General features: G+C 65.2%; 23 protein-coding genes. 6 read left to right on the forward strand and 17 right to left on the reverse strand.

Annotated features, from left to right (window positions below; translation table 11 throughout):
• The first annotated feature begins 7 nt into the window (after positions 1 to 7).
• The 3 genes from QJT82_RS19855 to QJT82_RS19865 are packed head-to-tail and all read left to right on the forward strand — an operon-like array spanning position 8 to position 3,549.
• The gene (locus QJT82_RS19855) at positions 8 to 1,138 is read left to right on the forward strand and encodes a PspA/IM30 family protein (protein ID WP_051447881.1); all 1,131 of its coding nucleotides are present in this window, start codon (positions 8 to 10) and stop codon (positions 1,136 to 1,138) included.
• A complete protein-coding gene (locus tag QJT82_RS19860; protein ID WP_028340964.1) occupies positions 1,135 to 1,797 on the forward strand; it encodes an OB-fold-containig protein in 663 nt (220 codons plus the stop codon). Before QJT82_RS19855 ends, QJT82_RS19860 begins: the two co-directional genes overlap by 4 nt.
• Before the next feature lie 3 nt (positions 1,798 to 1,800).
• Positions 1,801 to 3,549, forward strand: a complete 1,749-nt coding sequence (locus tag QJT82_RS19865) for a flotillin domain-containing protein (protein ID WP_035631642.1) — start codon at positions 1,801 to 1,803, stop codon at positions 3,547 to 3,549.
• A gap of 184 nt (positions 3,550 to 3,733) precedes the next feature.
• Here QJT82_RS19865 and QJT82_RS19870 read toward each other — a convergent pair whose 3' ends face one another.
• Complete coding sequence (locus QJT82_RS19870; RefSeq protein WP_259242779.1) at positions 3,734 to 4,543, reverse strand: LuxR family transcriptional regulator; 810 nt, start codon at positions 4,541 to 4,543, stop codon at positions 3,734 to 3,736.
• 36 nt (positions 4,544 to 4,579) lie between these two features.
• Positions 4,580 to 6,145 carry an amidase gene (locus QJT82_RS19875; protein ID WP_259242777.1) on the reverse strand — a complete coding sequence of 522 codons (1,566 nt, stop codon included), beginning with the start codon at positions 6,143 to 6,145 and terminating at the stop codon, positions 4,580 to 4,582.
• A gap of 232 nt (positions 6,146 to 6,377) precedes the next feature.
• Between QJT82_RS19875 and QJT82_RS19880 the strand changes: the two genes are divergently transcribed.
• A complete protein-coding gene (locus tag QJT82_RS19880; RefSeq protein ID WP_035631662.1) occupies positions 6,378 to 7,619 on the forward strand; it encodes an MFS transporter in 1,242 nt (413 codons plus the stop codon).
• A gap of 112 nt (positions 7,620 to 7,731) precedes the next feature.
• Here the strand turns inward: QJT82_RS19880 and QJT82_RS19885 are convergent, their stop codons facing one another.
• Positions 7,732 to 8,988 (reverse strand): adenylate/guanylate cyclase domain-containing protein, encoded by a 1,257-nt coding sequence (locus QJT82_RS19885; protein ID WP_028340968.1) that lies wholly within the window; start codon positions 8,986 to 8,988, stop codon positions 7,732 to 7,734.
• Between the two features lie 174 nt (positions 8,989 to 9,162).
• Here QJT82_RS19885 and QJT82_RS19890 point away from each other — a divergent pair, with 174 nt between their 5' ends.
• On the forward strand, positions 9,163 to 9,354 hold the full coding sequence (locus QJT82_RS19890) for a hypothetical protein (protein ID WP_028340969.1): 192 nt from the start codon (positions 9,163 to 9,165) through the stop codon (positions 9,352 to 9,354).
• Here QJT82_RS19890 and QJT82_RS19895 read toward each other — a convergent pair whose 3' ends face one another.
• Positions 9,355 to 10,233, reverse strand: coding sequence for a DMT family transporter (locus tag QJT82_RS19895; protein ID WP_028340970.1), 879 nt, complete (start codon positions 10,231 to 10,233; stop codon positions 9,355 to 9,357).
• A 79-nt stretch (positions 10,234 to 10,312) separates the two neighbouring features.
• Between QJT82_RS19895 and QJT82_RS19900 the strand changes: the two genes are divergently transcribed.
• A complete protein-coding gene (locus QJT82_RS19900) occupies positions 10,313 to 11,131 on the forward strand; it encodes a helix-turn-helix domain-containing protein (protein ID WP_035631643.1) in 819 nt (272 codons plus the stop codon).
• Here the strand turns inward: QJT82_RS19900 and QJT82_RS19905 are convergent.
• From QJT82_RS19905 to rpoZ, 13 genes are all read right to left on the reverse strand, one after another.
• Positions 11,122 to 11,937, reverse strand: coding sequence for an N-acyl homoserine lactonase family protein (locus QJT82_RS19905; RefSeq protein WP_051447888.1), 816 nt, complete (start codon positions 11,935 to 11,937; stop codon positions 11,122 to 11,124). The genes QJT82_RS19900 and QJT82_RS19905 overlap by 10 nt on opposite strands.
• A gap of 137 nt (positions 11,938 to 12,074) precedes the next feature.
• Positions 12,075 to 13,031, reverse strand: a complete 957-nt coding sequence (locus tag QJT82_RS19910; protein WP_028340972.1) for a cation diffusion facilitator family transporter — start codon at positions 13,029 to 13,031, stop codon at positions 12,075 to 12,077.
• A 173-nt stretch (positions 13,032 to 13,204) separates the two neighbouring features.
• Entirely contained in the window at positions 13,205 to 15,460 is a 2,256-nt protein-coding gene (parC, locus tag QJT82_RS19915; protein ID WP_028340973.1) for a DNA topoisomerase IV subunit A, read from the reverse strand.
• Between the two features lie 81 nt (positions 15,461 to 15,541).
• A complete protein-coding gene (locus tag QJT82_RS19920) occupies positions 15,542 to 15,799 on the reverse strand; it encodes a hypothetical protein (protein ID WP_035631644.1) in 258 nt (85 codons plus the stop codon).
• 163 nt (positions 15,800 to 15,962) lie between these two features.
• The gene (gene recO, locus QJT82_RS19925) at positions 15,963 to 16,712 is read right to left on the reverse strand and encodes a DNA repair protein RecO (RefSeq protein ID WP_028340974.1); all 750 of its coding nucleotides are present in this window, start codon (positions 16,710 to 16,712) and stop codon (positions 15,963 to 15,965) included.
• Between the two features lie 56 nt (positions 16,713 to 16,768).
• On the reverse strand, positions 16,769 to 17,149 hold the full coding sequence (locus tag QJT82_RS19930; protein WP_028340975.1) for a hypothetical protein: 381 nt from the start codon (positions 17,147 to 17,149) through the stop codon (positions 16,769 to 16,771).
• A 14-nt stretch (positions 17,150 to 17,163) separates the two neighbouring features.
• Positions 17,164 to 18,087 carry a GTPase Era gene (era, locus tag QJT82_RS19935; RefSeq protein ID WP_016844010.1) on the reverse strand — a complete coding sequence of 308 codons (924 nt, stop codon included), beginning with the start codon at positions 18,085 to 18,087 and terminating at the stop codon, positions 17,164 to 17,166.
• Positions 18,080 to 18,901 (reverse strand): ribonuclease III, encoded by an 822-nt coding sequence (rnc, locus tag QJT82_RS19940; RefSeq protein ID WP_028340976.1) that lies wholly within the window; start codon positions 18,899 to 18,901, stop codon positions 18,080 to 18,082. Before rnc ends, era begins: the two co-directional genes overlap by 8 nt.
• Positions 18,898 to 19,659, reverse strand: a complete 762-nt coding sequence (gene lepB / locus QJT82_RS19945; RefSeq protein ID WP_028340977.1) for a signal peptidase I — start codon at positions 19,657 to 19,659, stop codon at positions 18,898 to 18,900. Before lepB ends, rnc begins: the two co-directional genes overlap by 4 nt.
• Positions 19,660 to 19,942: 283 nt before the next feature.
• Complete coding sequence (gene acpS, locus QJT82_RS19950; protein ID WP_028340978.1) at positions 19,943 to 20,359, reverse strand: holo-ACP synthase; 417 nt, start codon at positions 20,357 to 20,359, stop codon at positions 19,943 to 19,945.
• Positions 20,356 to 21,126 carry a pyridoxine 5'-phosphate synthase gene (locus QJT82_RS19955; protein WP_028340979.1) on the reverse strand — a complete coding sequence of 257 codons (771 nt, stop codon included), beginning with the start codon at positions 21,124 to 21,126 and terminating at the stop codon, positions 20,356 to 20,358. The genes acpS and QJT82_RS19955 overlap by 4 nt, the downstream gene beginning before the upstream one ends.
• Positions 21,127 to 21,282: 156 nt before the next feature.
• The gene (locus QJT82_RS19960) at positions 21,283 to 23,574 is read right to left on the reverse strand and encodes a bifunctional (p)ppGpp synthetase/guanosine-3',5'-bis(diphosphate) 3'-pyrophosphohydrolase (RefSeq protein ID WP_028340980.1); all 2,292 of its coding nucleotides are present in this window, start codon (positions 23,572 to 23,574) and stop codon (positions 21,283 to 21,285) included.
• A 210-nt stretch (positions 23,575 to 23,784) separates the two neighbouring features.
• Positions 23,785 to 24,177 (reverse strand): DNA-directed RNA polymerase subunit omega, encoded by a 393-nt coding sequence (gene rpoZ / locus QJT82_RS19965; protein ID WP_016844003.1) that lies wholly within the window; start codon positions 24,175 to 24,177, stop codon positions 23,785 to 23,787.
• Between the last annotated feature and the right edge of the window lie 156 nt (positions 24,178 to 24,333).

Here is a 24,333-nt window from a genome sequence, read left to right on the forward strand (position 1 = left end):
TAGATGCATGATCAAGCTACCCGTCGAGACGCCGACCGCAACGCTGCGCTACGCCCTCGCCCCTGACCCTTCGGGCATCGAGGCGATCGAGGCGACCTTTGCGGCCTACGACCGGATGATGGCGATCCTCGCCGAGGTCGCCCCCGTCGGCGCCAACCTGGTCTCGCTGCACGCCCAGGCCTACGAGAAGATCCGCAAGGAGACCGGCCTGCCCGCACGGCTGGTGACGCTCGGCCTGCGCGACCGCGCCAATTACATCGCAGGCTCCGCCGTCCGCCGGATACCGCTCGACGACAAGTTGTTTGCGATCAAGGGCCCAACTTCACTGACCATTAGCACTCTCAGCGGACGCGTCTTGGTGCCGTTCGATGTGCCGGGATATGTCTCGGGCTGGGAAAGCCCCTTCCCGGCGCATTTGATCTCGGATGGACGCGGCTACGAAATCCACATCGCCGTCAAATCGAAATCAGCACCACCGGAGGAGAAGACCATGCTTCACGAAGGCATCCTTGCGCGCATGGGCCGGCTTCTTGCCGCCATCGCGAGCCAGACCATCGACAATGTCGAGAACAACAACAAGGTCGCGCTGGTCAAACAGGCGATCCGCGAGATCGACGCCGGCGCCGACGAGGCGCGCTATGCGCTCGGCAAGTCGCGCGCCGAAGAATTCCGTTTGAAGAAGCGGCGCGAAGAACTGGATACCGAAACGACTGGTCTGAACGAGAAGATTCGTCTCGCACTTGCGGAAAATCGCGAGGATCTCGCGCGCGCCGGCGTCGCACGGCAAATTGATCTGGAGTCGCAGGTGATCGCGCTGGAACGCGCGATGGATTTCATCGAGCTCGAAATCGACGAGCAGACCAAGGCGCTGCAGGCCATGCTCGGCGCGCGCCGCGAGGCGGAGACGCGCCTGGCCGATCTGGAGCAAAGCCTGATCCGCGAGGCCCAGGACGAAACCAGCCGGGGCCCATCCGCGACCAATACATTGAGTGCTGAGCGCGCCATGGCGGCGATCGCCCGGGTCACCGGTGTTCCCGCCTCCAGCGTGCTCGGCGACAAGGAGCTTGACGAACTCGATCGCCTGCATCGCGAAAAGGAAATCGCGGCGCGGCTTGAAAGGATCAAGTCAGAAAAATGAGTGCAGTTGGCGACATTCTGCTCGCCCCCGACGTGCGGCCCTTCGCGGTCGCGGCTGCGATCATGGTGGCACTTGGCGGTATCGAATTGCTGAGCACCATGATCGGACTTTCGATCAGCGAATTGATCGGCAAGGATTTCGCGGTCGAGGCCGAGAGCCACAACGCTCTCAGTGGCCTGTTTCTCTGGATCAACGCCGGGCGGCTTCCCCTCCTGATCCTGATCATCCTGATCCTCGGCATCTTCTCGATCGGAGGCTTCCTGCTTCAGGGACTGGCGCATGCCGCAGGCACCGCCATTCCGGTCTCGATTGTCGCGGTGGTTGCTGCCGCGGGCAGCATCCCCGTGATCAGAAATACCAGCCGCGGCCTCGCCCGCGTCATTCCGCGCGACGAGAGCTATGCGGTCAACGACAGCGACTTTGTCGGCAAGGTCGCGACCGTGTCGGTCGGCCCGCTCGATCAGGGCCTGCCCGGCCGGGTCCGTCTCAAGGATGTCTTCGGCAACTGGCACACCGTGTCGGCGCGTGCCAGCGCGGAGTCCGGGGCATTGCCGGTCGGCGCCAGCGTACTGCTGGTCGATCGCGACGCCAAGGGCTTCATCGCGATTGCCGCTCCAGCTGACCTCGTCGAACAACAACCGTCTTCCAACAGGGCATAACACATGTGGGAACTTGCTGTACCCGTCGTTATTGGCGTCATCGTCATCCTCGTTATCGGTCTCTTGTTCGCAAAACTCTACAAGCGCTCGACCCGCGACGAGGCCTATGTCCGCACCGGCCTCGGCGGCCAGAAGGTGGTTCTCGACGGCGGCTCGCTCGTGCTGCCGATCTTCCACTCCACCGCGGCGGTGAACCTGAAGACGCTGCGGCTCGAGGTCGCGCGCGGGGGCCCGGACTCGCTGATCACGAAGGACCGCATGCGCGTCGATATCGGCGCCGAGTTCTATCTGCGCGTCAAACCCGACTCCTCGTCGATCGCGCTCGCCGCGCAGACGCTTGGCAACCGCACCAATGACGCGGCCGAGCTGCGCGAGCTGGTCGAGGCCAAGTTCGTCGACGGCCTGCGCTCGGTCGCCGCGACCATGAACCTCGAGGAATTGCAGGAACAGCGCGCCACCTTCGTCAAGGCGGTGCAGGACGCGGTCGGCGCCGACATCCAGAACAACGGTCTCGAGCTCGAATCGGTGTCGCTGACGAAGCTCGACCAGAGCGACATCAAGCACTTCAATCCGAGCAATTTCTTCGACGCGCACGGCCTCACCACGCTGACCAAGATCACCAAGGAGCGTGAGCAGGAGCGCAACCAGATCGTCCGCACCACCGAGGTCAACATCGCCCAGCAGGACCTGGTAGCGCGGCAGACCACGCTGACGATCGAAAGCACCAAGCGCGAGGCCGAGCTCGCCCAGCAGCGCGACATCGCCAACAAGACCGCCGCGATGCGCGCGCAAACGGCGCAGGTCGAGCAGACCGCGTTGCAGAACGAGGCCGAATACCGCATCCAGCAGGAGCTTGCGGTCGCCAACAAGCAGACCGAGGCCAACCAGGCCCGCGACACCCGCAAGATCGAGGCCGATCTCGCGGTCAAGCGCCGCAATACCGAGATGGAGCGCGACCTTCAGATCGTGGCGCAGGAAAGCGCCATCGCGGTCGCAACCAAGAGCAAGGAGCAGTCGGAGGCCCAGACCATCGCCGAGACCGCGCGCGCGGTCGCGATCGCCGCCGAGGAAAAGGTCACCACTGCCCGCGCCACCGAGATCGCCGAGCGCGACAAGATCATCAACGTGATCGCGGCGCGCAAGGCGGCCGAGACCGACGCGATGCCGATCACGGTGATGGCCGAGGCGGAACGCCAGGCCGCCGCCAACAAGGCGGAAGCCACCAACGTGCTCGCCAAGGCCGATGCGGCCGCCGCCACCACCCGCGCCGCCGGCGTCAAGGCGCTCGGCCAGGCCGAAGCCGAGGTCGCGACGATGAAAGCGGAGGCGCGCAACAGACTGAGCGCCGACATGATCGCCTACGATCTCAACCTCGCGCGGATCAACGTGATCCCGAGCGCGCTCGCCGAGGCGGTGAAGCCGATCGAGAAGATCTCCGACATCCGGATCTTCGACACCGGCAGCATGCTCGGCCGCGGCGGCGCCAACGGCCACGCCAACGGCAATGGCGGCCTCGGGCTCGGCGACGGCCTCGCCGCGCAGCTGCTGTCGGTCTCGGCGTTCAAGCCGATGATCGACAAGATCCTCTCGGAGGCAGGCTTCCCGGCCGGAGCCGACGCACTCACCAGCCTGACCAGCGCGCTGGCGCAGCGCAAGGCCGAGGTCGCTCCGGCGCCTGCAAACGGCGAGGACAGCCGTCCTGCAACACTGGTCGGCACCATCACCGGCCAGCTCGCGCCCACGCCGCAATGAAAGCGCCGAGGTGTTGGGCTGAATCAGTCTGATGGCAAACGCACTTCACCTCTCCCGCTTGCGTTGGATAGCATCGACAGATGCGATCCTGTTGCCGCCTCAGGGCGTGATGTTCCCACAGATGGCGCCTGAGCATGGGCGCATTCTTGCCCGTGCATGTCCGCCGTAGGTTGAACAAGTTGTTCTAGGCGAATGGCATGTCTATGAGCCGAAGCTGGATCGCCTTCGCTATCGCATGCGGCCTGTTCGACGCGTTGAGGTGCGCGATCGCACGCTTCATGTGAGAACGTACGGTCTCGCAGGACAAACCGAGGATCAGGGCAATGTCATCCGAGGTCTTCCCTTGCGCGGCGAGGGACAGGCACTCCCTCTCACGCGCGCTGAGCCAGGCCTTGGTGTCGGCGGCTTGGTTCCACAACCATCTCCGGAGAGAGGTGTTCTGGAATTGATGACACAATGCGAACAGCCCATTGACAACCGTCGGTGAAGAACCGGTCTCGTACTTCGTCGCGCTTTCCGAAATCGCGCTGACGAACGCAAATGACCCGTTCGGCATGTGCATCGGAATCGTGATTCCGTAGTGCAGGTTCTTGTCGTTCAGGTGGTCCACGCACGCCCGCTCGCCAGTGCTCAGGCGTTCATGGGTTTGTACGTCGATCCACTTTAGGGGCAAGGTCGTCGTGAAGCAGAACCGGTAGTAGGGATCGCAAAGGTGGCTCCAGTGCCGATCCCATCGATTTGGAAAGGCTCGCGTCTTCACGACGGGTGACGTGAAGCTGCCGTCTTGCGCTCTCGGCGTGCTGGCCATGCCGTAGGCGAAGGAGGAAAAACCCAGATCCGACAGGGCTTGATGCAATGCATCCAGGGCGGACTCGAGGTCACCCGCCTGTTCGAGGTCGACCGCGAAGCGTCCCATCAGAGCTTCGCGGTCGGCGGTGGGAAATGCGTGGGCTGCTGGGAGAGACATCAAGGTCCATCTCTCATCACGGGCCATAATGGTCCTCCTGCGGCCCGCAGGTGTCAAGCCACGCTAGACGGCCAGCTTCGGTCGCCGACGCTGCCAGGGGTGCGTCGCGCCTTCGAACGCGGACGCGATGCGGAACACCCTCAGGTCGTCATAGGCTGGACCGACAATCTGCATCCCAGTGGGCACGCTTGTTTCGGCATCGAAACCGGTGGGCACGGACATCACCGGGAGGGTGCCGACCAGGTTGAAGGGATACGTCATGAACCAGCCGATAAAGGGGTTCACCGGCTTCCCGTTGATGGTGAGCGGCTCTTCGCTGCTGCGCCCTGCGACGATCTTCGTCGTCGCGGTGGTCGGACAGATCAGCGCGTCGTGGGTCTCGAAGAGCTTCGACATCGACGCGTACATCTTCTGCCGCACGGTATTCAGGTTGTAGAACTTCGTGACGTCGAGCTTCTTGCCCTCTTCGAGGATCTTGATGACGTACGGGTCCACGTCGTTGCGGGACTTGGTCAGAAGACTGCCCGCCAGCGCGTAGAACACGCCCTGCCACCGGGTGTTCCATGTCTCTTCGATTTCCTTGGTCCAGCCGATGTCGACCTCATCGACCACGGCGCCGAGCGAACGCAGGACCGACACAGCATTGCGTGTGTTCTTCTCGACCTCAGGATCGACCGCGAAATAGCCCAGGTCCATCGACAGCGCGATCCTCATGCCGGCGATGCCGTCGAAGGTCGGCGGGATGACCACCTTGTCCCGCAGGGACGACATGTCGGCCGGATGCTGGCCGGAAGTGACATTCTGCATCAGCCCGCAATCGCCGACGCTGCGGGCCAGTTCGCCATAATGGATCAGCCACTCATTCGGGTGCTCGCGGTCGTTGGGGTTGCGTCCCCATGGCGGCTTGTAGCCGAACACGCCGTTCATCGCGGCCGGGATGCGAATAGACCCGCCACCATCCGTGCCGTCCGACAAGGTCGTGTAGCCGGCGGCCAGGGCCGCGCCGCCTCCGCCGGTCGAGCCGCCGGGGGTATAGGCAGGGTTCCACGGGTTGTGCGTGACGCCCCAAAGCAAGGACGCCGTCACACCTGAATGCGCGAACTCCGGTGTCGTCGTGCGGCAATGCATGATCGCCCCTGCGGCGAGAAGGCGCTCCACAGTCGGCGCGGATTGGTCCGGAACGAAATCCTTGTAGAGCCGCGAGCCGTAGGTGGTGATCTTGCCCTTGACGGAGTGATAGTCCTTGATGGCAAGCGTGATGCCTTCCAGCGGGCGGACCGCTTCACCGCGCACGTACTTGCGCTCCGCAATTCGCGCCTGTTCCAGCGCCTCGTCGAAATAGGTGGACGTCGTTGCCTTGAGCGTCGGCTCCCATGCTTCGACCTGTTTGATCTGCGCCCGCAGCAGTTCGACCGGCGATAGCGTCTTGGCCTTGAATCTCGCGAGCGCCTCGCCGGCCGTCAGATAGGCAATGTCGTCGGCATCGGCCTTTTCGGACGGCCCCGCGGCGGCCGCGCGCGATGCTGCCGGCAGGACCGCCCCCGCGACGCCTGCAAGGGCGATGCTCAGGAGCCGGCGACGCTCCGTATTCGGCTGGGCTTCAAAACTCTCGTAGGAGGCTTGGCTCATGATTTCTCGTCTCCCGTTGGTGGAGCCGGTGAGCGACCGGACAGCTTCCGCCAATTCGACGCCGCGCGATTCCAAGTCACAATTCCCCTAAAGGGTGAATCGAGATGAGAACGAGACGGAACTGGTGCTGCGCCGCCACGCGGGCCTTTGTTTTGTGGTTATCGGGAAACGGGTGGGATCGGACCTCTTCCAACCACACACTATGGGCAGTCGAATGATCAAGGATTCCGTCATGTCCGCCGATACGCCTCGCCTGCCGGCCACCTTCAACCGCCTGGCCTGGTCCAACCTTGCCGCACAATCGGCCGAACAGATTGCGCTTGCGGCTGCGCCGATCGTCGCCGTGCTGCTGCTTGGCGTCGGCGAAGGCCAGACCGGCCTGTTGCAGACCGCACTGACGCTGCCCTTCATCCTGTTTGCAATCCCCGCCGGCCTGCTCGCCGACCGCGTGTCGCGGCGCTGGGTGATGGCGGGCTCCGAAGCGCTGCGCGCGGCCGCGCTTGCCGCGATCCTGCTGCTCTTGTGGCTCGGCCTGATGACGCTGCCGCTGCTCGCCCTGCTCGGCTTCATCGCGGTCTGCGGCACGGTTGCCTATAGCGTCGCTGCGCCGGCGCTGGTCCCCTCGCTGGTGACGTCACAGCAATTGCCGGCGGCGAACGCCCGCATCGAGCTGGCGCGTACCGTCGCGTTCGCCAGCGGCCCCGCGCTCGGCGGCGTGCTGGTCGGCTGGGTCGGTGCCGCGCCGGCGTTCGGCTTCGCCGCGGCATTGTCGGCGATCGCAGTCGTGCTGCTCGCCGGCATCTACGAGCCGGCGCGCCAGCCTGCCCCGCGGCGCCATCCGTTGCAGGACATCAAGGAAGGCGCAGCCTTCGTGATGCACCACGCCTTGCTGCGACCAGTGTTCATCACCCAGTTCATCTTCAACACGGCGTCGTTCCTGCTGCTCGCGGTGTTCGTGCCCTATGCGGTGCGTCATCTCGGGCTCAGCGCCACCGGTGTCGGCACCACGCTCGCGATGTACGGCGTCGGCATGGTGGTCGGCGCGCTGTTCGCAACGCGCGTGATGAAGCGGCTGGCGTTCGGCACCGTGATCGGGCTCGGCCCGGTCACCGGCTTCGTCGCCGCGGCCGTGATGGCGCTGACGACCTGGATTGCGACGCCGCTGCTCGCGGGCCTCAGCTTCTTCCTGCTCGGCGTCGGCCCGATCCTGTGGGTGATCTCGACCACCACGCTGCGGCAGTCGGTGACGCCGCCATCGCTGCTCGGCCGCGTCTCGGCGATCAACATCATGAGTTACGGCGCGCGCCCGCTCGGCTCCGCGCTCGGCGCCATCGTCGGCGGCCTCTACGGTGCCGAAGCCTGCCTCTATCTCGCGGCCGCGATCTTCGCCGCCCAGGCGCTGGTGATCCTGATGTCGCCCGCGGTGTCGCTGACGCGGCAGCCCGACATGGTCGGCGAACCCGCGCGCTGCTGAGCGAGACTATCTCATCACGTCATTGCGAGGAGCGAAGCGACGAAGCAATCCATGTCTCCGCAAGCGGTGAAATGGATTGCTTCGCTTCGCTCGCAATGACGGTGGAGAGACGCTAGCTCGCCAGGTACCGCTCGTACTTGCCGCCGACGACCTCGTCGGCGGCGACAGCCGGATCCAGCGTGTAGAGATCCTGCGCATGGCCGATGCCGCGCAGCGCGAAGCGGCCGGTGGAGACCAGATAGTTGCGGCCGGCGGCGTCGAGCCCGGTGCGGAAATCGGTCGAGGTCAACAGTTCGCGGTCGACCGAGGCGCACATCGAGGCGATCCGGCTGACCTCGTTGACGGCGGGCCCGACCACCGTGAAATCCAGCCGGTCCTCGCTGCCAATATTGCCGTAGAACACCTGGCCGACATGGAGCCCGACATAGGCCGTGGTGGTCGGCCGGCCCTCGTTCTCGCGGCGATCATTCAGCACGCGGATGTTATGTCGGAATCTGTGCTCGGCCCGCAGCGCCGCCCGCTTGGCGCCTGCCACGTTCTCGCCGGTGAACATCGCCAGCACGCCGTCGCCGATCAGCTTCAGCACCTCGCCGCCGGCGTCATGGATCGCGTCGATCGAGGCCTGGGCGTAGTCGTTGAGGAACGGAATGATCTCGTCCGGGCCGATCCGCTCGCTGATCGCGGTCGAGCCGCGCACGTCGGAGTACCACAGCACGGCCTTGATCTTCTCGGTGATGCCGCGCTGCATGCGCCCGCGCAGCACCTGCTCCGCGGTATCGCGGCCGAGATAGACCCGTCCGAGCGTGCGGGCGATCTCGACCTGCGCGGCCGATTTGATCGCAAGCCCGAGCACCGGCACCAGGTCGCGCAGCGCCGCCATATGGTTCTCGTCGAACCCATCCGAATGGCGGGTGGTGTAGTAGGAGTAGAAGCAGTCCATCTCGCCGATCGTGCCGGCCTCGCCGAAGCGATGCACGAAGGCGGCGAAATGCTTGTGGCCCTTCTCGGCCAGCTCGCCGATCATCGAGAAATCGTGCGAGGTGTCGGCGAGATCGATCACTATCTCGTCATGGCCGTTTTCGAGCATGTGGTAGAACGCCGACCGCCGCCAGGTCTGGCTGGCCTCGCCGGTGCTGGTCGAGCCGTATTCGAAGATGTCGGCTTCATTGCTCTCGCCGTCGTTCCAGCGGAAACCGCGTCCTTCGAAGATCGGATGCAGGGTATCGATGAAGACGATCGCCCGCGACAGCGGCATGCCCGCGGCCCGGCAGCGCTCGCAGAAGCCGCGCAGCAGGTCGTTTTCCGGCAGGCCCGTCAGACCCTGGCGGACCAGCCAATTCATCAGGCGCAAACGGGGCGTCAGTTCCATAAGTCGGATTATGCCGGGCAATTGGTGCGGGAGGAAGGGCTGGTGGTCGCGTGACAGATGCGGACGCCAATGCGGCATTGCAAGGCCGCCCGCGCCACCATTTCGCGCGGAACACGGCCGCCGAACGGCGCCGATTCCGCTTCCTTTTGTCCGGCCCTTCGCGCACAACGGCGCATGGACAATGACCTTGGCCCGCCAAACCCGATCCGACGCCTCATGCAATGGGCGACCACCCCGCCGCAATCCTATGGGGTCTATCTTGTCGGCCTTATCCTGGTGTTCGTCCTGTCGTTCTACGCCGGCACGCTGAAGCCGAAGCACTCGCCTGCCCCATCGGTGACCACGCCGGCCGCCCCGCGCGGCTGATCAGACCGATTTGGTTTCCGACGTTGCGATCCAGATGCCCGCGAAGACCGCGATCAGACCGACAACCAGATTGGCCGTGATCGGCTCGCCGACCAATTGCTTCGCAAGCAGCCCGGCGGCGATCGGATTGACCGTCATGGTGTTGGCGACGCGGGTCGGCGAGGCTCGCTCGAGCGCGAGCACCCACAGGATGAAGGCCAGCGCACCGCCGGCTATGCCGAGATAAAGCCCCGCGATCCATTGCGACGTGCCGAACTCGCGCAGCGTCGCCAGGCTGCCGGTGAACGACCCCACCGCCACCAGCGCCGCCGCGCCGGCGCCCATGCCGACGGCAAGGAAACCGAGCGCGCTGGAGCGGCGGATGAACGGCCGCGACAACACGTTGTAGAAGGCCATACAGAGCACCGCGGCGGCCATGATCAGTTCGCCGCGCCATGCGCCCGATGGCGCTGCCGCCAGCCCGGATGCCAGCGCCGCCACCACGCCGAGCACCGCGATCGAAACCCCGATCGATTTGCGCATCGTCAGCGGCTCGATGCCGAGCAAGGCGCCGACCACCATGGTGGAGAGCGGCAAGGTCGCCAGCGCCAGGCTGGCGCGCGCCGCCGTCGTGTAGGACATCGCGAGATTATAAAGCACGAAGAACACGCTGAAGAAGGCGACGCCGAGCGCCGCGACCGCCGGCAAATCCGCGCGCCGCGGCCACTTCGCCCCGAGCAGGATCGCCGCCGGAAGCACGCAGAGAAAGCCGATCGCCCAGCGCAGGATCGCCAGTGTGATCGGGTCGGCATTGCCCGCCAGGTAACGGGTGATCGCCGCGGCGGTGCCGCCGAGGCAGCTCGAGACCAGTGCAATCGCAACGCCGATCCACTCGCCCATCCCGATCCCCATGCGTTTTCGGTTCGCTTGTGGCATCTTGCCCGGCGAGATCATTCAGGCAACTACTTCACAGGTATTCATGTCGCAGCAGCGCGATTTTTCGGCCAGCCTGCGCTGGTGGCGGCAACGCAAGGGGCACTCGCAACTCGAGCTCGCCGGGCGCGCGGATATCTCCCAGCGCCATCTCAGCTTCCTCGAGCTCGGCCGCGCCGCACCGAGCCGCGACATGGTGATCCGGCTTGCCGCGGCGCTCGACGTGCCGTTGCGCCAGCAGAACGCGCTCTTGGTCGCGGCCGGCTTCGCGCCGGTATGGCGGCAAACCGACCTCGCCGCGCCGGAGCTCGCCCAGATCCGCTACGCGCTCGATTTCATCCTGGCGCAGCAGGAGCCTTTTCCAGCGGTCGTGGTCGACCGGCACTGGAATCTGCTGCTCGCCAATTCGGGCGCGGGGCAGCTGGTGGAATTCCTGGTCGGGCCGCTGGTATCAGGCACGGCGGTCAACCTCGCCGATGCGCTGGTCGCGCCCGGTGTGTTGCGCCCCTATCTCACCAACTGGACCGAGGTTGCCGGCTACTTCGTCCGCAGCGTCGAGGCCGATGCCGCTGCCGACGGCACTACCGCGACGGCGGAATTGCTCAAGCGCCTTCTGGCCTATGACGGTGTCGAGGCCGCGTTGGCCGCGCCGCCGGGGCCCACATCCGGGCCCGTGCTGCCGATGCTATTCCGCAAGGGCGACGTCAGCCTGCAATTGTTCACCACCATCGCAACGCTGGGGACGCCGCAGGACGTCACGCTGCAGGAGCTACGCATCGAAAGCTTCTTCCCGATGGACGATCAGACCGCGCAGGTTTTTCGAAACTGGTCGAAAGCGAACGCCGCCAAGGCGGCTCAATCATAGAAGTCCGGCGACAGCTTCAGCCCGTCGCGCTGCGCCTTGTCGTGGTTGATCCAGAGCTGCGCCTTCTCTTTCGTCAGCGTGTCGGCGATCTTCTGCATCGAGGCCAGCGTCTGCTCCTTGCTCGCGTTCATGCTCGGCGCGCGCCGATTGTCCCAATTGTCCCTGAAGTGAACGGCATCGCCGGTCAGCACCACCGCGCCTGTCTTCGGCAGTTTCACCAGCAGCGACTGGTGGCCGGGCGTGTGGCCCGGCGTCGACAGGATGGTGACGCTGCCGTCGCCGAATACGTCGCGGTCGCCTTCGAGCTTCGTCACGGGATGCTCGGGCTTGAAGCGCGGCGCGTTGTTGGCGCCGGGCCATTCATACTCCGCCTTCTGCACATACAGCATCGCGGCCGGGAACAGCTCGACATTGCCGATGTGATCGGGATGGGTGTGCGAGACGGCGATCGCCTTGATGTCCGACGGCTTGACGCCGAGCTGGTCGAGCTGCGCGGCGAGCGTCTTCGGCCGCCGCCAGGTGACCGCCTTCGGATCGGCCGGCGCAAGGCCGTCCGGCATCGCCGCCACCGCGTCGGGAATCCCGGTGTCCCACAGGAACCAGCCCTGGGCATGCTTGATCAGGTAGCAATTGTCGACGAAGTCCATCGACTTGCCTTCATTGACGCCGGGCGACCAGCGTGAAATGTCGCCTGCAACGCCTTCGCCGCAGTTGAGGATGTAGAGCTTCTCGACGCCTGATTTCGCCGCCTCGGCGTCCGCATGCGGCAGCGCGCCCACGGCCCAGAACAAGATCGCAAGACCGATTGCCTTCTTCACGTCGCCCTCCCTTGATCACGCCGGCCATCCGCGCGGTCGCAATGTGCCGTGTCGTCGCCGCCCGTGGAAGACGGGGACATCGGTCGAGCGATCAATTGAATGCGAGTGCGTGGCGGCTGCGTCGGCTAGACCATTTCCGCCGGCGCCAGCCGGCAGGTCTCGCTGCTGATCTCGACCTGCAGCGTGGCGTGGTGGATGCTGAAGCGCTCCGAGAGCTCGGCGCAGACATGATGCAGGAAGACATCGTCGTGTCCGCCGGGCCGCACCAGATGCGCGGTCAGCGCGGTCTCGCTGGTGCTCATCGCCCAGATGTGCAGGTCGTGAACTTCAGTCACCCCCTCGAGCGCAGCGAGGTAGTCCCTCACCTCTTTGAGATCGATCCCCTTCGGCACCGCGTCGAGCGCGAGGTTGACGCTGTCGCGGGCGAGCTCCCAGCCGCTCAGCAGCACCACCACGGCGATAACCAGGCTGATCGCCGGATCCAGCCACTGCCAACCGGTCGCCATGATCAAGATCGCGGCGATCACGACGCCGACCGAGACGCCGGCATCCGCCGCCATGTGCAGATAGGCGCCGCGGACATTGAGATCGCTGTCGCGGCCGCGCATGAACAGCAGCGCCGTGCCGCCATTGATCAGGACGCCGAGCGCCGCGACCCAGACCACGGTCCAGCTTGCGACCTCCGCCGGTTCACGCAAGCGGTTGATCGCCTCGACCGCGATGCCGCCGACCGCGATCAGGAGCAGCCCGGCATTGAACAGCGCCGCCAGGATCGAGGCGCGACGGTAGCCATAGGTGTGCGTATCGGTCGGCCGCCTGCCGGCGAGCCATGCCCCGCCCCAGGCCAGCAGCAGCGCGATGACGTCGGAGAGGTTGTGAACGGCGTCGGAGACCAGCGCCAGCGAGTTGGCGGAATAGCCGAAGATCAGCTCTGCGACGACGAAGGCGGTGTTCAGCGACGCGCCGACCGCAAAGGCCGTGCCGAAACTGTCGGGCGCGTGGCTGTGCCCGGCATGGGAATGCCCGGCGTGGGCGTGTCCGTGAGAATGACCGCTGTGGTCGTGGTCGTGATTGTGCGCCATGGCAACCGTCGCCCGATGTCGTCGGCGACGGTTATAGCGCGGTGAAATGTGGATACTATCACACCGCGCTCGTTATCCGCGTAGCCCGGATGGAGCGCAGCGCAATCCGGGATCGTTGCCAAACGCGAAAGCGGCCCCGGATTTCGCTTCGCTTCATCCGGGCTACAACACCGCTACTCCACGCCGCGATTGAACTTGTTCGACTTCGGCAGGCCGTGGGCGAGCCGGCCGGCGTCGGCGCGGTTGCCGCGCCAGTCGGCCAGTTCCTTCATGGTCATGCTGTGCTCGCGGCCGGCGGAGTCCTTCCAGGTCAGGCCGGCCTTGGCGTCGAACACCGCAACGTCAGACAGCGACGCGCTGGTGTATTTCTGCAACCGCACGCCGCGGCCGCGCGCCATCTCCGGCACCTGGTCGAGGCCGAACAGCACCATCTTGTGGTTGGTGCCGATCACCGCGACGGTGTCGCCGTTCACGGTCGTGATCGCGCGGGCCTCGTTCGGCATCTCGACGTTGAGCACCTGCTTGCCCTTGCGGGTGTTGCCGACGCAGTCCTCTTCCTTGACGACAAAACCCTGCCCTTCGCTGCTCGCGATCAGGAACTTGCGCTCGCCCTTGTTGACGAACAGCGAGATGATCGCGGCGTCCTGCTCGAGATCGATGAACATGCGGATCGGCTCGCCATGGCCGCGGCCGCCCGGCAGTTTTGCCACGTCGAGCGAGTAGAACTTGCCGTTGGTCGCGAACAGCAGCAGCTTCGAGGTGGTCTCGGCGAAGAACGAGTGCTCGAGCTTGTCGTCGGTCTTGAAGGCAAGGCCGGAGAGATCCTCGACATGGCCCTTCAGCGTCCGCACCCAGCCCTTCTCTGATATCACGACGGTGCACGGCTCGCGCTCGACCAGCGCTTCCTCGATCGCGGCGAGGTCATGCTCGGGCGCATCGGCGAAGGTGGTGCGACGCTTGCCGAGCGGCGTCTTCGGTCCGAAGATGTCGCGGACCTTGCGGACCTGATCGCTGACCTTGGCCCACTGCTCCGTCTCGGACGCGAGCAGGCCCTCGATCCCCTTCAGCTCCTTGCGAAGATCCTTGTCCTCGGTGCGGATCTCCATCTCCTCCAGGCGGCGCAAATTGCGCAGGCGCATGTTGAGGATGGCTTCGGCCTGGATCTCCGTGAGCTTGAAGGTCTTGATCAGGACCGGCTTCGGCTCGTCCTCGGTGCGGATGATCTTGATCACCTTGTCGAGGTTCAGGAAGGCGATCAGCTGGCCGCCCAGGATTTCGAGCCGGTGCTCGATTTGGCCCTTGCGGAAGTTGGAGCGGCGGACCAGCACGTCGCGCAGATGGTCGAGCCATTCGCGCAGGCACTCGGCAAGGCCGACCACCTTCGGGATGCGGCCCTTGATCAGCACGTTGAGGTTCAGCGAGATCTTGCTTTCCAGCTCGGTCAGCCGGAACAGCGACTCCATCATCAGCGCCGGATCGACGGTGCGCGATTTCGGCTCGATCACGAGCCGGACGTCCTCGGCCGACTCGTCGCGGACGTCGGCAACCAGCGGCAGCTTCTTCTCGTTGATGAGTTCGGCGATCTTCTCGACGATCCGCGACTTCTGCACCAGCCACGGAATTTCGGTGACGACAACCACCCAGGTGCCGCGCGCGCCCTCTTCCTGGGTCCAGCGCGAACGGGTGCGGAACGAGCCGCGCCCCGTGGTGTAAGCCTCGACGATCGCTTCCTTGGAATCGACCACGATGCCGCCGGTCGGGAAGTCCGGGCCCTTGACCCATTTCAGCAGCGCCTTCGATTTGGCGTCGGGCTTCTCGATCAGATGCAGCGCGGCGTCGCAGAGTTCCGCGGCGTTGTGCGGCGGGATCGAGGTCGCCATGCCGACCGCGATGCCCTGCGCGCCGTTGGCGAGCAGGTTCGGGAAGCCGCCGGGCAGCACCACCGGCTCTTTCGACTGGCCGTCGTAGTTGAGGCGAAACTCGACGCCGTCCTCGTCGATGCCGTCGAGCAGCAGCCGCGCGACCTCGGTCATGCGCGCTTCGGTGTAGCGGTAGGCGGCCGGATTATCGCCGTCGATATTGCCAAAGTTGCCCTGGCCGTCGACCAGCGGGTAGCGCGAGGAGAAATCCTGCGCCAGGCGTACCATGGCGTCATAGATCGCCTGGTCGCCATGCGGATGGAACGAGCCCATCACGTCGCCGACGATCTTGGCCGACTTCTTGAATGCGGCGCGCGGGTCGAGCCCGAGCAGGTCCATGCCGTAGAGGATGCGCCGGTGCACCGGCTTCAGCCCGTCGCGGGCGTCCGGCAGGGCGCGATGCATGATGGTCGAGAGCGCATAGGCGAGATAGCGCTCCTCGAGCGCGTCACGCAGCGGCACCTCGTGAATTTCGGCCGGCTCTTCCGGCGGAATCTGTCGTTTTCCCATGGGGAGGCGTTAAACCTTGGCGGTGAATCGGGCAAGCCGCGAATCATGCCAACCGCCCATCGATGCACCTGATTCGCGCGATTATTGCGCCGACTGGCCGGCGGTCCGCACGGGCTTGACGGGAGTTTCCTTGAGGCAATGGCGGGCGATTTCGATCTCGGCGTCGGTCGCACCATGGGCTCTGGCCCAGCTTTCGGCGGCCGAGGCCGAGTACCTGGCGACGTAGTAGCGAACCACCGTGCAGGAGACGCGACGGAGCACGCCCCCCTGCTCGCCGGCCATTGCGTCCGGTGGCAGCGTCAGCAACGCCGCTGAAATAATAATTCCCCGCAGAAACATCGGTCGCCCATCGATGGAACCACGCCCCCGCAATGCTTCACGAGGCGATCTCGTTCCCGTCCCGCCGCGCATGACAGGGGCGCGGGAATGTCAGTGCTTCGCGCCATCGACCTGCAAGGCGAGCTCGATGACCTCGATCTCATCAAAACAGCAGGGCGCGGGATCACGTCCCCGCCAGCCGCCTCCGCCGCCGGGCCACGGCGTTGATAAATCCGTCGCGGGCGTCGGAATGGCCCTGGCCGCGGGGCTCCAGCACGTGGCGGAGGAGGAACAGGCCGGTAATCTGGAAACCGTCGAGCAGGTCCTGGTCCGACCAGCTGTTGGCGCCGCCCTCGCCTTCGCGCAGGAACGCCGGCAGCGGCAACAGCCGCTCGCGCCACTGCTCACCGGCGGCGCGGGACACGGCGCCGCCGGATTTCGGCGATACATAGATCAGGTCCGACGTCTCCCCGGTGGCCGCGCAGTTTCCCAAGTCGAGCCCGAAGCCGAGCTCGGTCAGCATGGCGAGCTCGAACCGGATCAGGTGCACGGCGGCAACGCCGGCGTCCTCGAAATCGTCGAGCGTCCCTTGCAGCATCCAGTAGATGTCCTCATGCGGATCGCGCTCCGGCAGCAGCCGGGCCAGCGCCGCCAGATGCGTAACGCCGTAGACCGCATGCGACGAGCCGAGCAGCGTCGCCGCGCGCAGCCGCGTGCCCTCCAGCACATACATGCCGAGATGCTCGTCGAGCCGCGCCCGCCACACCGCGGTAACGCTGTTGCCGGGCTGCAGCAGCGGCCGCATCCGCGAGCCGGCGCCGCCGCGCACCAGGCCGAGATGGCGGCCGTGCTCGCGCGTCAACAGCTCGACGATGGCGGAGGATTCGCCATGCCGCCGCACGCCCAGCACGATGCCTTCGTCGGTCCATTCCATGCGCGGAGTCTATCAGGATTCCGCGGATGAACGCAGCTTTCCTCACGCGTCATGCCCTACGCGTTGAACCAGCCTCGCGCGTCGCCGGTGAAGGAATAATACAGCCCGGCCGTGGTCAGGATGCATGACACCACCTCGATGGCGCTGTCGATCTCCATGCCTCTTGCGCCGATGACCTGCATCAGGGACATCACCGACAGGACAAGCACCGCGAGCAGCGCCCAGCGCGGCCAGTTCTTGCGGTGCTGCGCGGCAAGCCGGACGAAATACATCAGCAGCAGGATCATGCAGCCGGCCGTCAGGGTCTCGCCCATGATCATCTGCTCGGTCTTCAGGACGGTCGGCGTGCGGTCCTGGAACGCCACCGACAGCGCATCCAGCGTCAGCGACAGATAGAGCAGAACCTCAAACCACAGCACATTTCTGGGCACGTTCATGCAAACGTCGACTCTTATTCCTTGGGGAATTCCAGTCCCATTTCCTTGTAGCGATCGGGATCGTCACCCCAGTTCTCACGCACCTTGACGAACAGGAACAGATGCACGGGGACACCCATGATCTCGGCGATCTCGGCACGCGCCTGCGCGCCGATCGACTTGATGGTGGCGCCGCCCTTGCCGAGCACGATCTTGCGCTGGCTCTCGCGCTCGACAAAAATCGTCTGCTCGATGCGGATCGACTTGTCCTTGCGGTCGGTCCAGCTGTCGGTCTCCACCGTCGACTGGTACGGCAGTTCCTGATGCAGATGGCTGTAGATCTTCTCGCGCGTGATCTCGGCCGCCAGATGCCGCATCGGCGCATCCGACATCTGGTCCTCGGGATAGAGGAAGGGCCCTGCGGGCACCAGCTTGGCCAGCGTCTGGCGCAAATCGGCAACGCCGTCGCCGGACAGCGCCGAAATCATGAAGGTGTGCTCGAAGCGCATCCGCTCGTTGGCGGCCTGCGCCAGCGCCAGCAGCTTCTCGCGCTGAACGAGATCGACCTTGTTCAGCACCAGGATCTTCGGATGGGCGACGGTTTCGAGCTTGGCCAGGATCGCGTTGGCCTCTTCGTCGAGGCCCGACTTCGCATCGAGCAGCACGCAGACGAGATCGGCGTCGTGCGCGCCGCTCCAGGCGGTCGACACCATGGCGCGGTCAAGCCGGCGCCGCGGCGCGAAGATCCCGGGCGTGTCGACCAGGATGATCTGCGCGTTGCCCTCGATCACGATGCCGCGGATCAGTGCGCGCGTGGTCTGCACCTTGCGCGAAACGATCGTGACCTTGGAGCCCACCAGCGCGTTGACCAGCGTCGACTTGCCGACATTGGGCGCACCGATCAGCGCGACGAAGCCACAGCGCGTCGCGTCCCCTTGCCCTTTGGCCTCGTCAGTCATTGGTGCCGACGCCTTCGCGCTCGATCATCGCGGATGCTGCCGCCTTTTCGGCCGCGCGCTTGTTGCCCCCGAGGCCCTCGGCGGAGGCCAGGCCCGGCAGGTCAACCGCAACGCGGAATTGTGGATCGTGATGCGGGCCGGTGCGTTCGACCTCGCGATAGACCGGCGTCGGCAGCCCCTTGCCCTGCGCCCATTCCTGCAACACGGTCTTGGGATCGCGCAGCGGCCGGCGCAGCTTGTGCATCCGTTCGGTCCAGTTGCGCTCGACGAACTGGCGCGCGGCCTCGTAGCCGCCGTCGAGAAAGATCGCCCCGATCACCGCTTCGCAGATGTCGCCGAGCACGGACTTGCGCAGCCGGGCGCCCTCGACCGCCTTCACCATGCCGAGCTTGATGTCCTCGAGCAGCCCGAGCGCCTTGGCGACGTCGGCGCAGCTCTCCTTGCGCACGAGGTCGGCGAGCCGCTTCGACAATTCGCCCTCGTCGGCCTTGGGGAACGACCGGAACAGCATGTCCGATACGATCAGCCCGAGCACGTGGTCGCCGAGGAACTCCAGCCGCTGGTAGCTGTCGGCGCGGTTGCGGGTGGCGGGCTTCAGCGCGGACACGTGGGTGAACGCGGTGGTCAGCAGCGCGGGATCCTGGAAGGTGTACCCGATCCGCGCCTCGGTGCCCGCGATCGCGGCCTTCTCCTCAGCGGCCTTGGCCGCCTTGCTGCGCCGTTTCTTCGGCGCGGCTGTGCTGTCGGCGGCAGGCGTCTGGCTCGGCTCGCCGGTCGGCGCTTGATCGTTGATGGCTGCGGTATCGTCGTTCATCGCACGATAGAGAATAGGCGATTCCACCGCACGGCAAGCGGCCAGCGCCAGATCATCCAGGCCTGCTCACCCTCGGCGATCGAGAAGAAGATCATCTGGGCTCGCCCGATGATGTTCTCGAACGGCACGTAGCCGACCTGCGACAGGAAGCGGCTGTCGGTGGAGTTGTCGCGGTTGTCGCCCATCATGAAGAAATGCCCGGGCGGAACGGTGTAGACGATGGTATTGTCCATGTAGCTGTTGTCGGTGCAATCCAGCGTCTCGTAGCTGACGCCGTTCGGCAGCGTCTCCTTCCAGCGCTTGACGCGGGCGGTCGCATCCGCCGAGCCACAGGGATCCTCGCCGACGAAATCGCTCAACCGCTCCCGCTTGATCGGCTCGTCGTTGATGTAGAGCAGCCCGCTCTTGACCTCGATGCGGTCGCCGGGCAGCCCGATGACGCGCTTGATGTAGTCGGTGGAGTCATCCCGCGGCAGGCGAAACACCACGATGTCGCCGCGGTTCGGGTCCGAGCCGAAGATGCGGCCCGAGAAAATGTTCGGCGAGAACGGGATCGAATAGTGGCTGTAGCCATAGGAATATTTCGAGACGAACAGGTAGTCGCCGACCAGGAGCGTCGCCTTCATCGACCCGGAGGGGATGTTGAACGGCTGGAACAGGAAGGTGCGGATAACGAGCGCGATCAGAAGAGCATGGATGACGACGCGGATGGTCTCGCCCAAGCCGCTTTCAGATTTGGTCCCGGTTGTCACGCTCATTGCTTTCCCAATTCCCGTGGACTGATGTCCACGCGGTGGCAGAACGTTCTCTTCGCGCGAAGCGTTCGGCCTTCGCGTGAGGAAAATGGCCTTGATTCTGATCTTGAGGGCAAATTCCGGCCTAAACCCGGAATCAGCGTCTCGCTCGATATAACCCTGCGGCGTTTTAGACGGTTGTTCGCAGGGGCGCAATCAATCGGCGCCTCAAAACTTCGCAATTCATTGAAATATCAATGATTTTTTAGTTTGCTGAAGTTTTCCGGCAGATTCCGGCACCCCGCGTTCATCTGGCGGGGGCAACCGCCGAAATTATGACGAAGGCCTGGGCCAACGGCCAATCGTCGGTGATCGAAAGATCGATCTGCGCCTGCATGCCCTCGGGCGTCAGTTCCTGGAGCCGGGCCAGCGCCCCGCCGGTCAGCCGCATCGACGGCCGTCCGCCGGGCAGGTTCACGACGCCCATGTCCTTCCACCACACCCCGCGCCGGATACCGGTGCCGAGGGCCTTGGAGCAGGCCTCCTTGGCGGCAAAGCGCTTGGCGTAGGTTGCGACCACCATCTTCTCGCTGTTGGCGCGGCGCATCGCCTTGGCGCGCTCGGCATCGGTGAAGATGCGGTCGAGGAATCGCTCGCCATGGCGCTCGATCACCTTGGCCACCCGGGTGATGTCAATCAGGTCCGAGCCGATGCCGATGATCATGCGCTGACGCCACCCTGCGCCCTGGCGCGGCCGCGGTCCATCGCCGCACGCATCTCACGCACCGTCCCGGCAATGCCGACGAACAGCGCCTCGCCCATCATGAAATAGCCGATGTTCAACTCCCGGATTTCGGGCAACGCGGAAATCGTCTCCGCGGTGTCATAGTCGAGCCCGTGGCCGGCATGGACCTCGAGCCCGGCCGCCTGCGCGAGCTTGGCGCCGGCGACGATGCGCTTCCATTCGGCCTCCGCCTTGTCCTGGTGACCGTCGACCACGGCGTCGCACCAGCCGCCGGTGTGGATCTCGATCACCGGCGCCTTCAGCTTCGCCGCCATCTCGATCTGCCTGGGATCGGCGGCAATGAACAGCGAGACGCGGATGCCGGCGTCATTGAGCCGTGCGATGAACGGCGCCAGCGCGTTGTGCTGGCCGACGACGTCGAGGCCGCCTTCGGTGGTGAGTTCCTGGCGCCGTTCCGGCACCAGGCAAACCGCGTGCGGCTTGGTGGCGAGCGAGATCCGCAGCATGTCGTCGGTCGCCGCCATCTCGAAATTCAGCGGCTTGGAGATCTCGGCCTTGAGCCGCGCCATGTCCTCGTCGCGGATGTGGCGGCGGTCCTCGCGCAGATGCGCGGTGATGCCGTCGGCGCCGGCCGCGATCGCGGCAAGCGCCAGCCGCACCGGATCGGGCCGCGCACCGCCCCGCGCGTTGCGCAGGGTGGCGACGTGATCAACATTGATACCGAGACGCAGCGGCGGAGGCGACATCAAATCACTCTCTGACAAACCAGTTGAACCATCCCCTCATCCTGAGGAGCGGCGCCTGCGCCGCGTCTCGAAGGATGTGGCCCCGTCTCGGGCCGCATCGTCCGGAGACGGCGCTGACGCGCCTCCCCACCATGAGGGCCGATGACAGGCGGAAGCCTAACCATTGACGCGCTCGACCCGAGCGACGACGGCCTTGGCGCGCAACTGGGCGATGATAGCGCTGAGATGCTTGAGGTCATAGACCTCAAGATCGATGGTCAGCTCCGTGAAGTCAGGCGATTGGCGCGACATGTGGATGTTGTCGATGTTGCCGTCGTGCTCGGCGATCACCGTCGCGATCTGGGCAAGGCTGCCGGGCTCGTTGACATTGTGGACCAGGATGCGCGCAGGAAAGCGCTGCGGCATGGTTTCGTCGATATCCCAGCGCACGTCGAGCCAGCGCTCCGGCTCCTCCTCGAAATCCTTCAGCGCCGGCGACTGGATCGGATAGATCGTGATCCCCTCGCCCGCCGTGACGATGCCGACGATCCGGTCGCCCGGCACGGCGCCGCCGTTCGGCGCGAACTTCACCGGCAGGTCGGAATTGATGCCGCGCACCGGGATCACCGAGGTGGCGCGCGCCGGATGCGGCGGGTTCTGCGTCTTCAGCTTGGCGGCGAGGCCCTTCTTGGCGCCGTAGCGCACCAGCCGCTCTTCCTTGTAGTCGGGATACATCGCACGCGCGACATCGGAAGCCTTGATCTCGCCGCGCCCGACCGACGCCATCACGTCCTCGATCGAGGTGCGCGCGAGCCGCGGCAACGCACCCTTCAGCTTGTCGTCGGCATATTCGATCTTGGCACGGGCAAACAGGCGGTCGACGATGCGGCGGCCGAGGCCGGCATACTGGTCGCGCACCGCGTCGCGGGTGGCGCGGCGGATCGCGGCCCGCGCCTTGCCGGTGCGGGCGAGCGCTTCCCAGGCCGACGGCGGCGCGGACTGCGCCTTCGAGGTCAGGACCTCGACCTCGTCGCCGTTCTGCAGCTCGGATGACAGCGGCGCGAACTTGCCGTTGATCTTGCAGCCGACCGCGCTGTTCCCGACGCCGGTGTGAACGGCGTAGGCGAAATCGATCACGTTGGCGTTGCGCGGCAGCGCGATCAGCTTGCCCTTCGGCGTGAAGCAGAACACCTGGTCGTGGAACAGCTCGAGCTTGGTGTGCTCGAGGAATTCTTCCGGATTGGCGCTTTCCGAGAGGATGCCGATGGTGTGGCGCAGCCAGGCGAAGGCGTTGGACTCGTGCTTCATCCGCTCGTGCGGCGAGCCCGCGCCCTCCTTGTAGAAGGCATGCGCGGCGATACCGAACTCCGCGATCTGGTTCATGTCCTCGGTGCGGATCTGCAGCTCGACGCGCTGCTTGCCCGGCCCGATCACCGTGGTGTGGATCGAGCGGTAGTCGTTCTGTTTCGGGGTCGAGATGTAGTCCTTGAAGCGGCCCGGCACCACCGGCCAGGTGGTGTGGACGATGCCGAGCGCGCGGTAGCAGGCCCCGACATCGTCGAGGATGATGCGGAAGCCGTAGATATCGGACAGCTGCTCGAAGCCGACCGACTTGCGCTCCATCTTGGTCCAGATCGAAAACGGCTGCTTGCGGCGGCCGAACACCCGCGCGGTAATGCCGTTCTTCTGCAGGTTCTTGGAGAGCTGGGTTTCGATCTCGCCGATCAAATTGCGGTTGCGCTCGGCCAGTGAATCGAGCCGCTGCTTGACCACCGCATAGGCCTCGGGATCGAGCACGAAGAACGACAGGTCCTCGAGTTCCTCGCGCATCTCGTGCATACCCATGCGACCGGCCAGCGGCGCATAGATATCCAGCGTCTCTTCGGCGATGCGGCGGCGCGAGGCCGGCGGCACGAATTCCAGCGTGCGCATGTTGTGCAGGCGGTCGGCGAGCTTGATCAGCAGCACGCGGACATCGTCGGCGATCGCAAGCAGCAGCTTGCGCAAATTCTCGGCTTGCTTGGCCTCGCGCGACACCAGTTCCAGCCGCTTCAGCTTGGTCAGGCCTTCGACCAGCGCGCCGATCTCGTGGCCGAACACATTGTCGATCTCGGCCCGAGTCGCCTCGGTGTCCTCGATCGTGTCGTGCAGCAGCGCCGCCACGATCGTGGCGTCGTCGAGCTTGAGGTTGGTGAGGATCGCGGCGACCTCGAGCGGATGCGAGAAATAGGGGTCGCCGGAAGCACGCGTCTGCGTGCCGTGCGCCTTCATGGCGTAGACATAGGCGCGGTTGAGCAGGTCTTCGTTGGTGTCGGGGTTATAGGAGCGGACGCGCTCGACGAGGTCATATTGTCGCATCATTCGCGTCCGCGGCTTGGCCGGCCTTTCCGCCGTGGACGACGTCGGCGCCACCGCGACCGTTTCGGTTGCAGCCTGCATCTGGATGGAACTGCGGCGTCGATACGCCATGAACTCGCTGCCTCTCGCGCGGGACCGGAATGTCCCACCTTTCTTCAATCTAGTGCGCTTTCGAATGAAGCAGCACCCCGCGCGGGCCCTGGAACCATTCAATTTCGCGCGTCCGCATAGGACGCACCGTAACAGCAAAATTGTCAACAAAAGCAAAGGCCCGGAGCAATGTCCGGGCCTTCGGTAAATCGGTTCGAAACGACGGCGAGCTTACTCGTCTTCCTCGGGCTGCTCCTCCGGGGGCGCCAGACCCTCGAGGCCCTTCAGCAGCTCTTCCTCGGTCATCCGCTCGACCGCGACCTCGGTGTCGTCGGCGTCGACGCTGGCACCGGCGGAACCGATCAGCGGCACGGTGTCGGGCTCGGGCTCGTCGACCTCGACGAACTTCTGCAGGGAGTGCACGAGCTCCTCTTTCAGGTCTTCCGGCGAGATCGTCGAATCGGCGATCTCCCGCAGCGAGACGACCGGATTCTTGTCGTTGTCGCGATCAACCGTGAGTTGCGACCCCGACGAGATCATCCGGGCGCGATGCGCGGCCAACAGGACGAGGTCGAAACGATTGTCGACCTTGTCAATGCAATCTTCGACGGTGACGCGAGCCATCTCGAGGCGCTCCGTGGTAAAAGGGACCGAACATGTAGGTTATGAGGGTTAGTTATAGGCCTAGCCCCCGTTTCGCAAGGTAAAATTTGTGATTTGCCTTCCGAACAGGCTCTGATAACCCGGTCTGACGGGGGGCCAGAAGGGCCGGAGCGTCTG

This window comes from Bradyrhizobium sp. Mp19 (assembly GCF_029952935.1).
Lineage (GTDB): Bacteria > Pseudomonadota > Alphaproteobacteria > Rhizobiales > Xanthobacteraceae > Bradyrhizobium > Bradyrhizobium elkanii.

Excerpts from the sequence above, each read along its gene's own strand:
- QJT82_RS19875 (WP_259242777.1), bottom strand. The coding sequence starts at position 6,145 with ATGAGCCAAGCCTCCTACGAGAGTTTTGAAGCCCAGCCGAATACGGAG.
- QJT82_RS19920 (WP_035631644.1), bottom strand. The coding sequence starts at position 15,799 with ATGTTTCTGCGGGGAATTATTATTTCAGCGGCGTTGCTGACGCTGCCA.
- QJT82_RS19895 (WP_028340970.1), bottom strand. The coding sequence starts at position 10,233 with ATGGGCGAGTGGATCGGCGTTGCGATTGCACTGGTCTCGAGCTGCCTC.
- recO (WP_028340974.1), bottom strand. The coding sequence starts at position 16,712 with ATGGAATGGACCGACGAAGGCATCGTGCTGGGCGTGCGGCGGCATGGC.
- rnc (WP_028340976.1), bottom strand. The coding sequence starts at position 18,901 with ATGAACGACGATACCGCAGCCATCAACGATCAAGCGCCGACCGGCGAG.
- lepB (WP_028340977.1), bottom strand. The coding sequence starts at position 19,659 with ATGAGCGTGACAACCGGGACCAAATCTGAAAGCGGCTTGGGCGAGACC.
- parC (WP_028340973.1), bottom strand. The coding sequence starts at position 15,460 with ATGGGAAAACGACAGATTCCGCCGGAAGAGCCGGCCGAAATTCACGAG.
- era (WP_016844010.1), bottom strand. The coding sequence starts at position 18,087 with ATGACTGACGAGGCCAAAGGGCAAGGGGACGCGACGCGCTGTGGCTTC.
- QJT82_RS19910 (WP_028340972.1), bottom strand. The coding sequence starts at position 13,031 with ATGGCGCACAATCACGACCACGACCACAGCGGTCATTCTCACGGACAC.
- QJT82_RS19960 (WP_028340980.1), bottom strand. The coding sequence starts at position 23,574 with ATGGCGTATCGACGCCGCAGTTCCATCCAGATGCAGGCTGCAACCGAA.
- QJT82_RS19880 (WP_035631662.1), top strand. The coding sequence starts at position 6,378 with ATGTCCGCCGATACGCCTCGCCTGCCGGCCACCTTCAACCGCCTGGCC.
- QJT82_RS19870 (WP_259242779.1), bottom strand. The coding sequence starts at position 4,543 with ATGGCCCGTGATGAGAGATGGACCTTGATGTCTCTCCCAGCAGCCCAC.
- QJT82_RS19865 (WP_035631642.1), top strand. The coding sequence starts at position 1,801 with ATGTGGGAACTTGCTGTACCCGTCGTTATTGGCGTCATCGTCATCCTC.
- rpoZ (WP_016844003.1), bottom strand. The coding sequence starts at position 24,177 with ATGGCTCGCGTCACCGTCGAAGATTGCATTGACAAGGTCGACAATCGT.
- QJT82_RS19890 (WP_028340969.1), top strand. The coding sequence starts at position 9,163 with ATGGACAATGACCTTGGCCCGCCAAACCCGATCCGACGCCTCATGCAA.
- QJT82_RS19860 (WP_028340964.1), top strand. The coding sequence starts at position 1,135 with ATGAGTGCAGTTGGCGACATTCTGCTCGCCCCCGACGTGCGGCCCTTC.
- QJT82_RS19930 (WP_028340975.1), bottom strand. The coding sequence starts at position 17,149 with ATGAACGTGCCCAGAAATGTGCTGTGGTTTGAGGTTCTGCTCTATCTG.
- QJT82_RS19885 (WP_028340968.1), bottom strand. The coding sequence starts at position 8,988 with ATGGAACTGACGCCCCGTTTGCGCCTGATGAATTGGCTGGTCCGCCAG.
- QJT82_RS19900 (WP_035631643.1), top strand. The coding sequence starts at position 10,313 with ATGTCGCAGCAGCGCGATTTTTCGGCCAGCCTGCGCTGGTGGCGGCAA.
- QJT82_RS19955 (WP_028340979.1), bottom strand. The coding sequence starts at position 21,126 with ATGTCGCCTCCGCCGCTGCGTCTCGGTATCAATGTTGATCACGTCGCC.
- QJT82_RS19855 (WP_051447881.1), top strand. The coding sequence starts at position 8 with ATGATCAAGCTACCCGTCGAGACGCCGACCGCAACGCTGCGCTACGCC.
- acpS (WP_028340978.1), bottom strand. The coding sequence starts at position 20,359 with ATGATCATCGGCATCGGCTCGGACCTGATTGACATCACCCGGGTGGCC.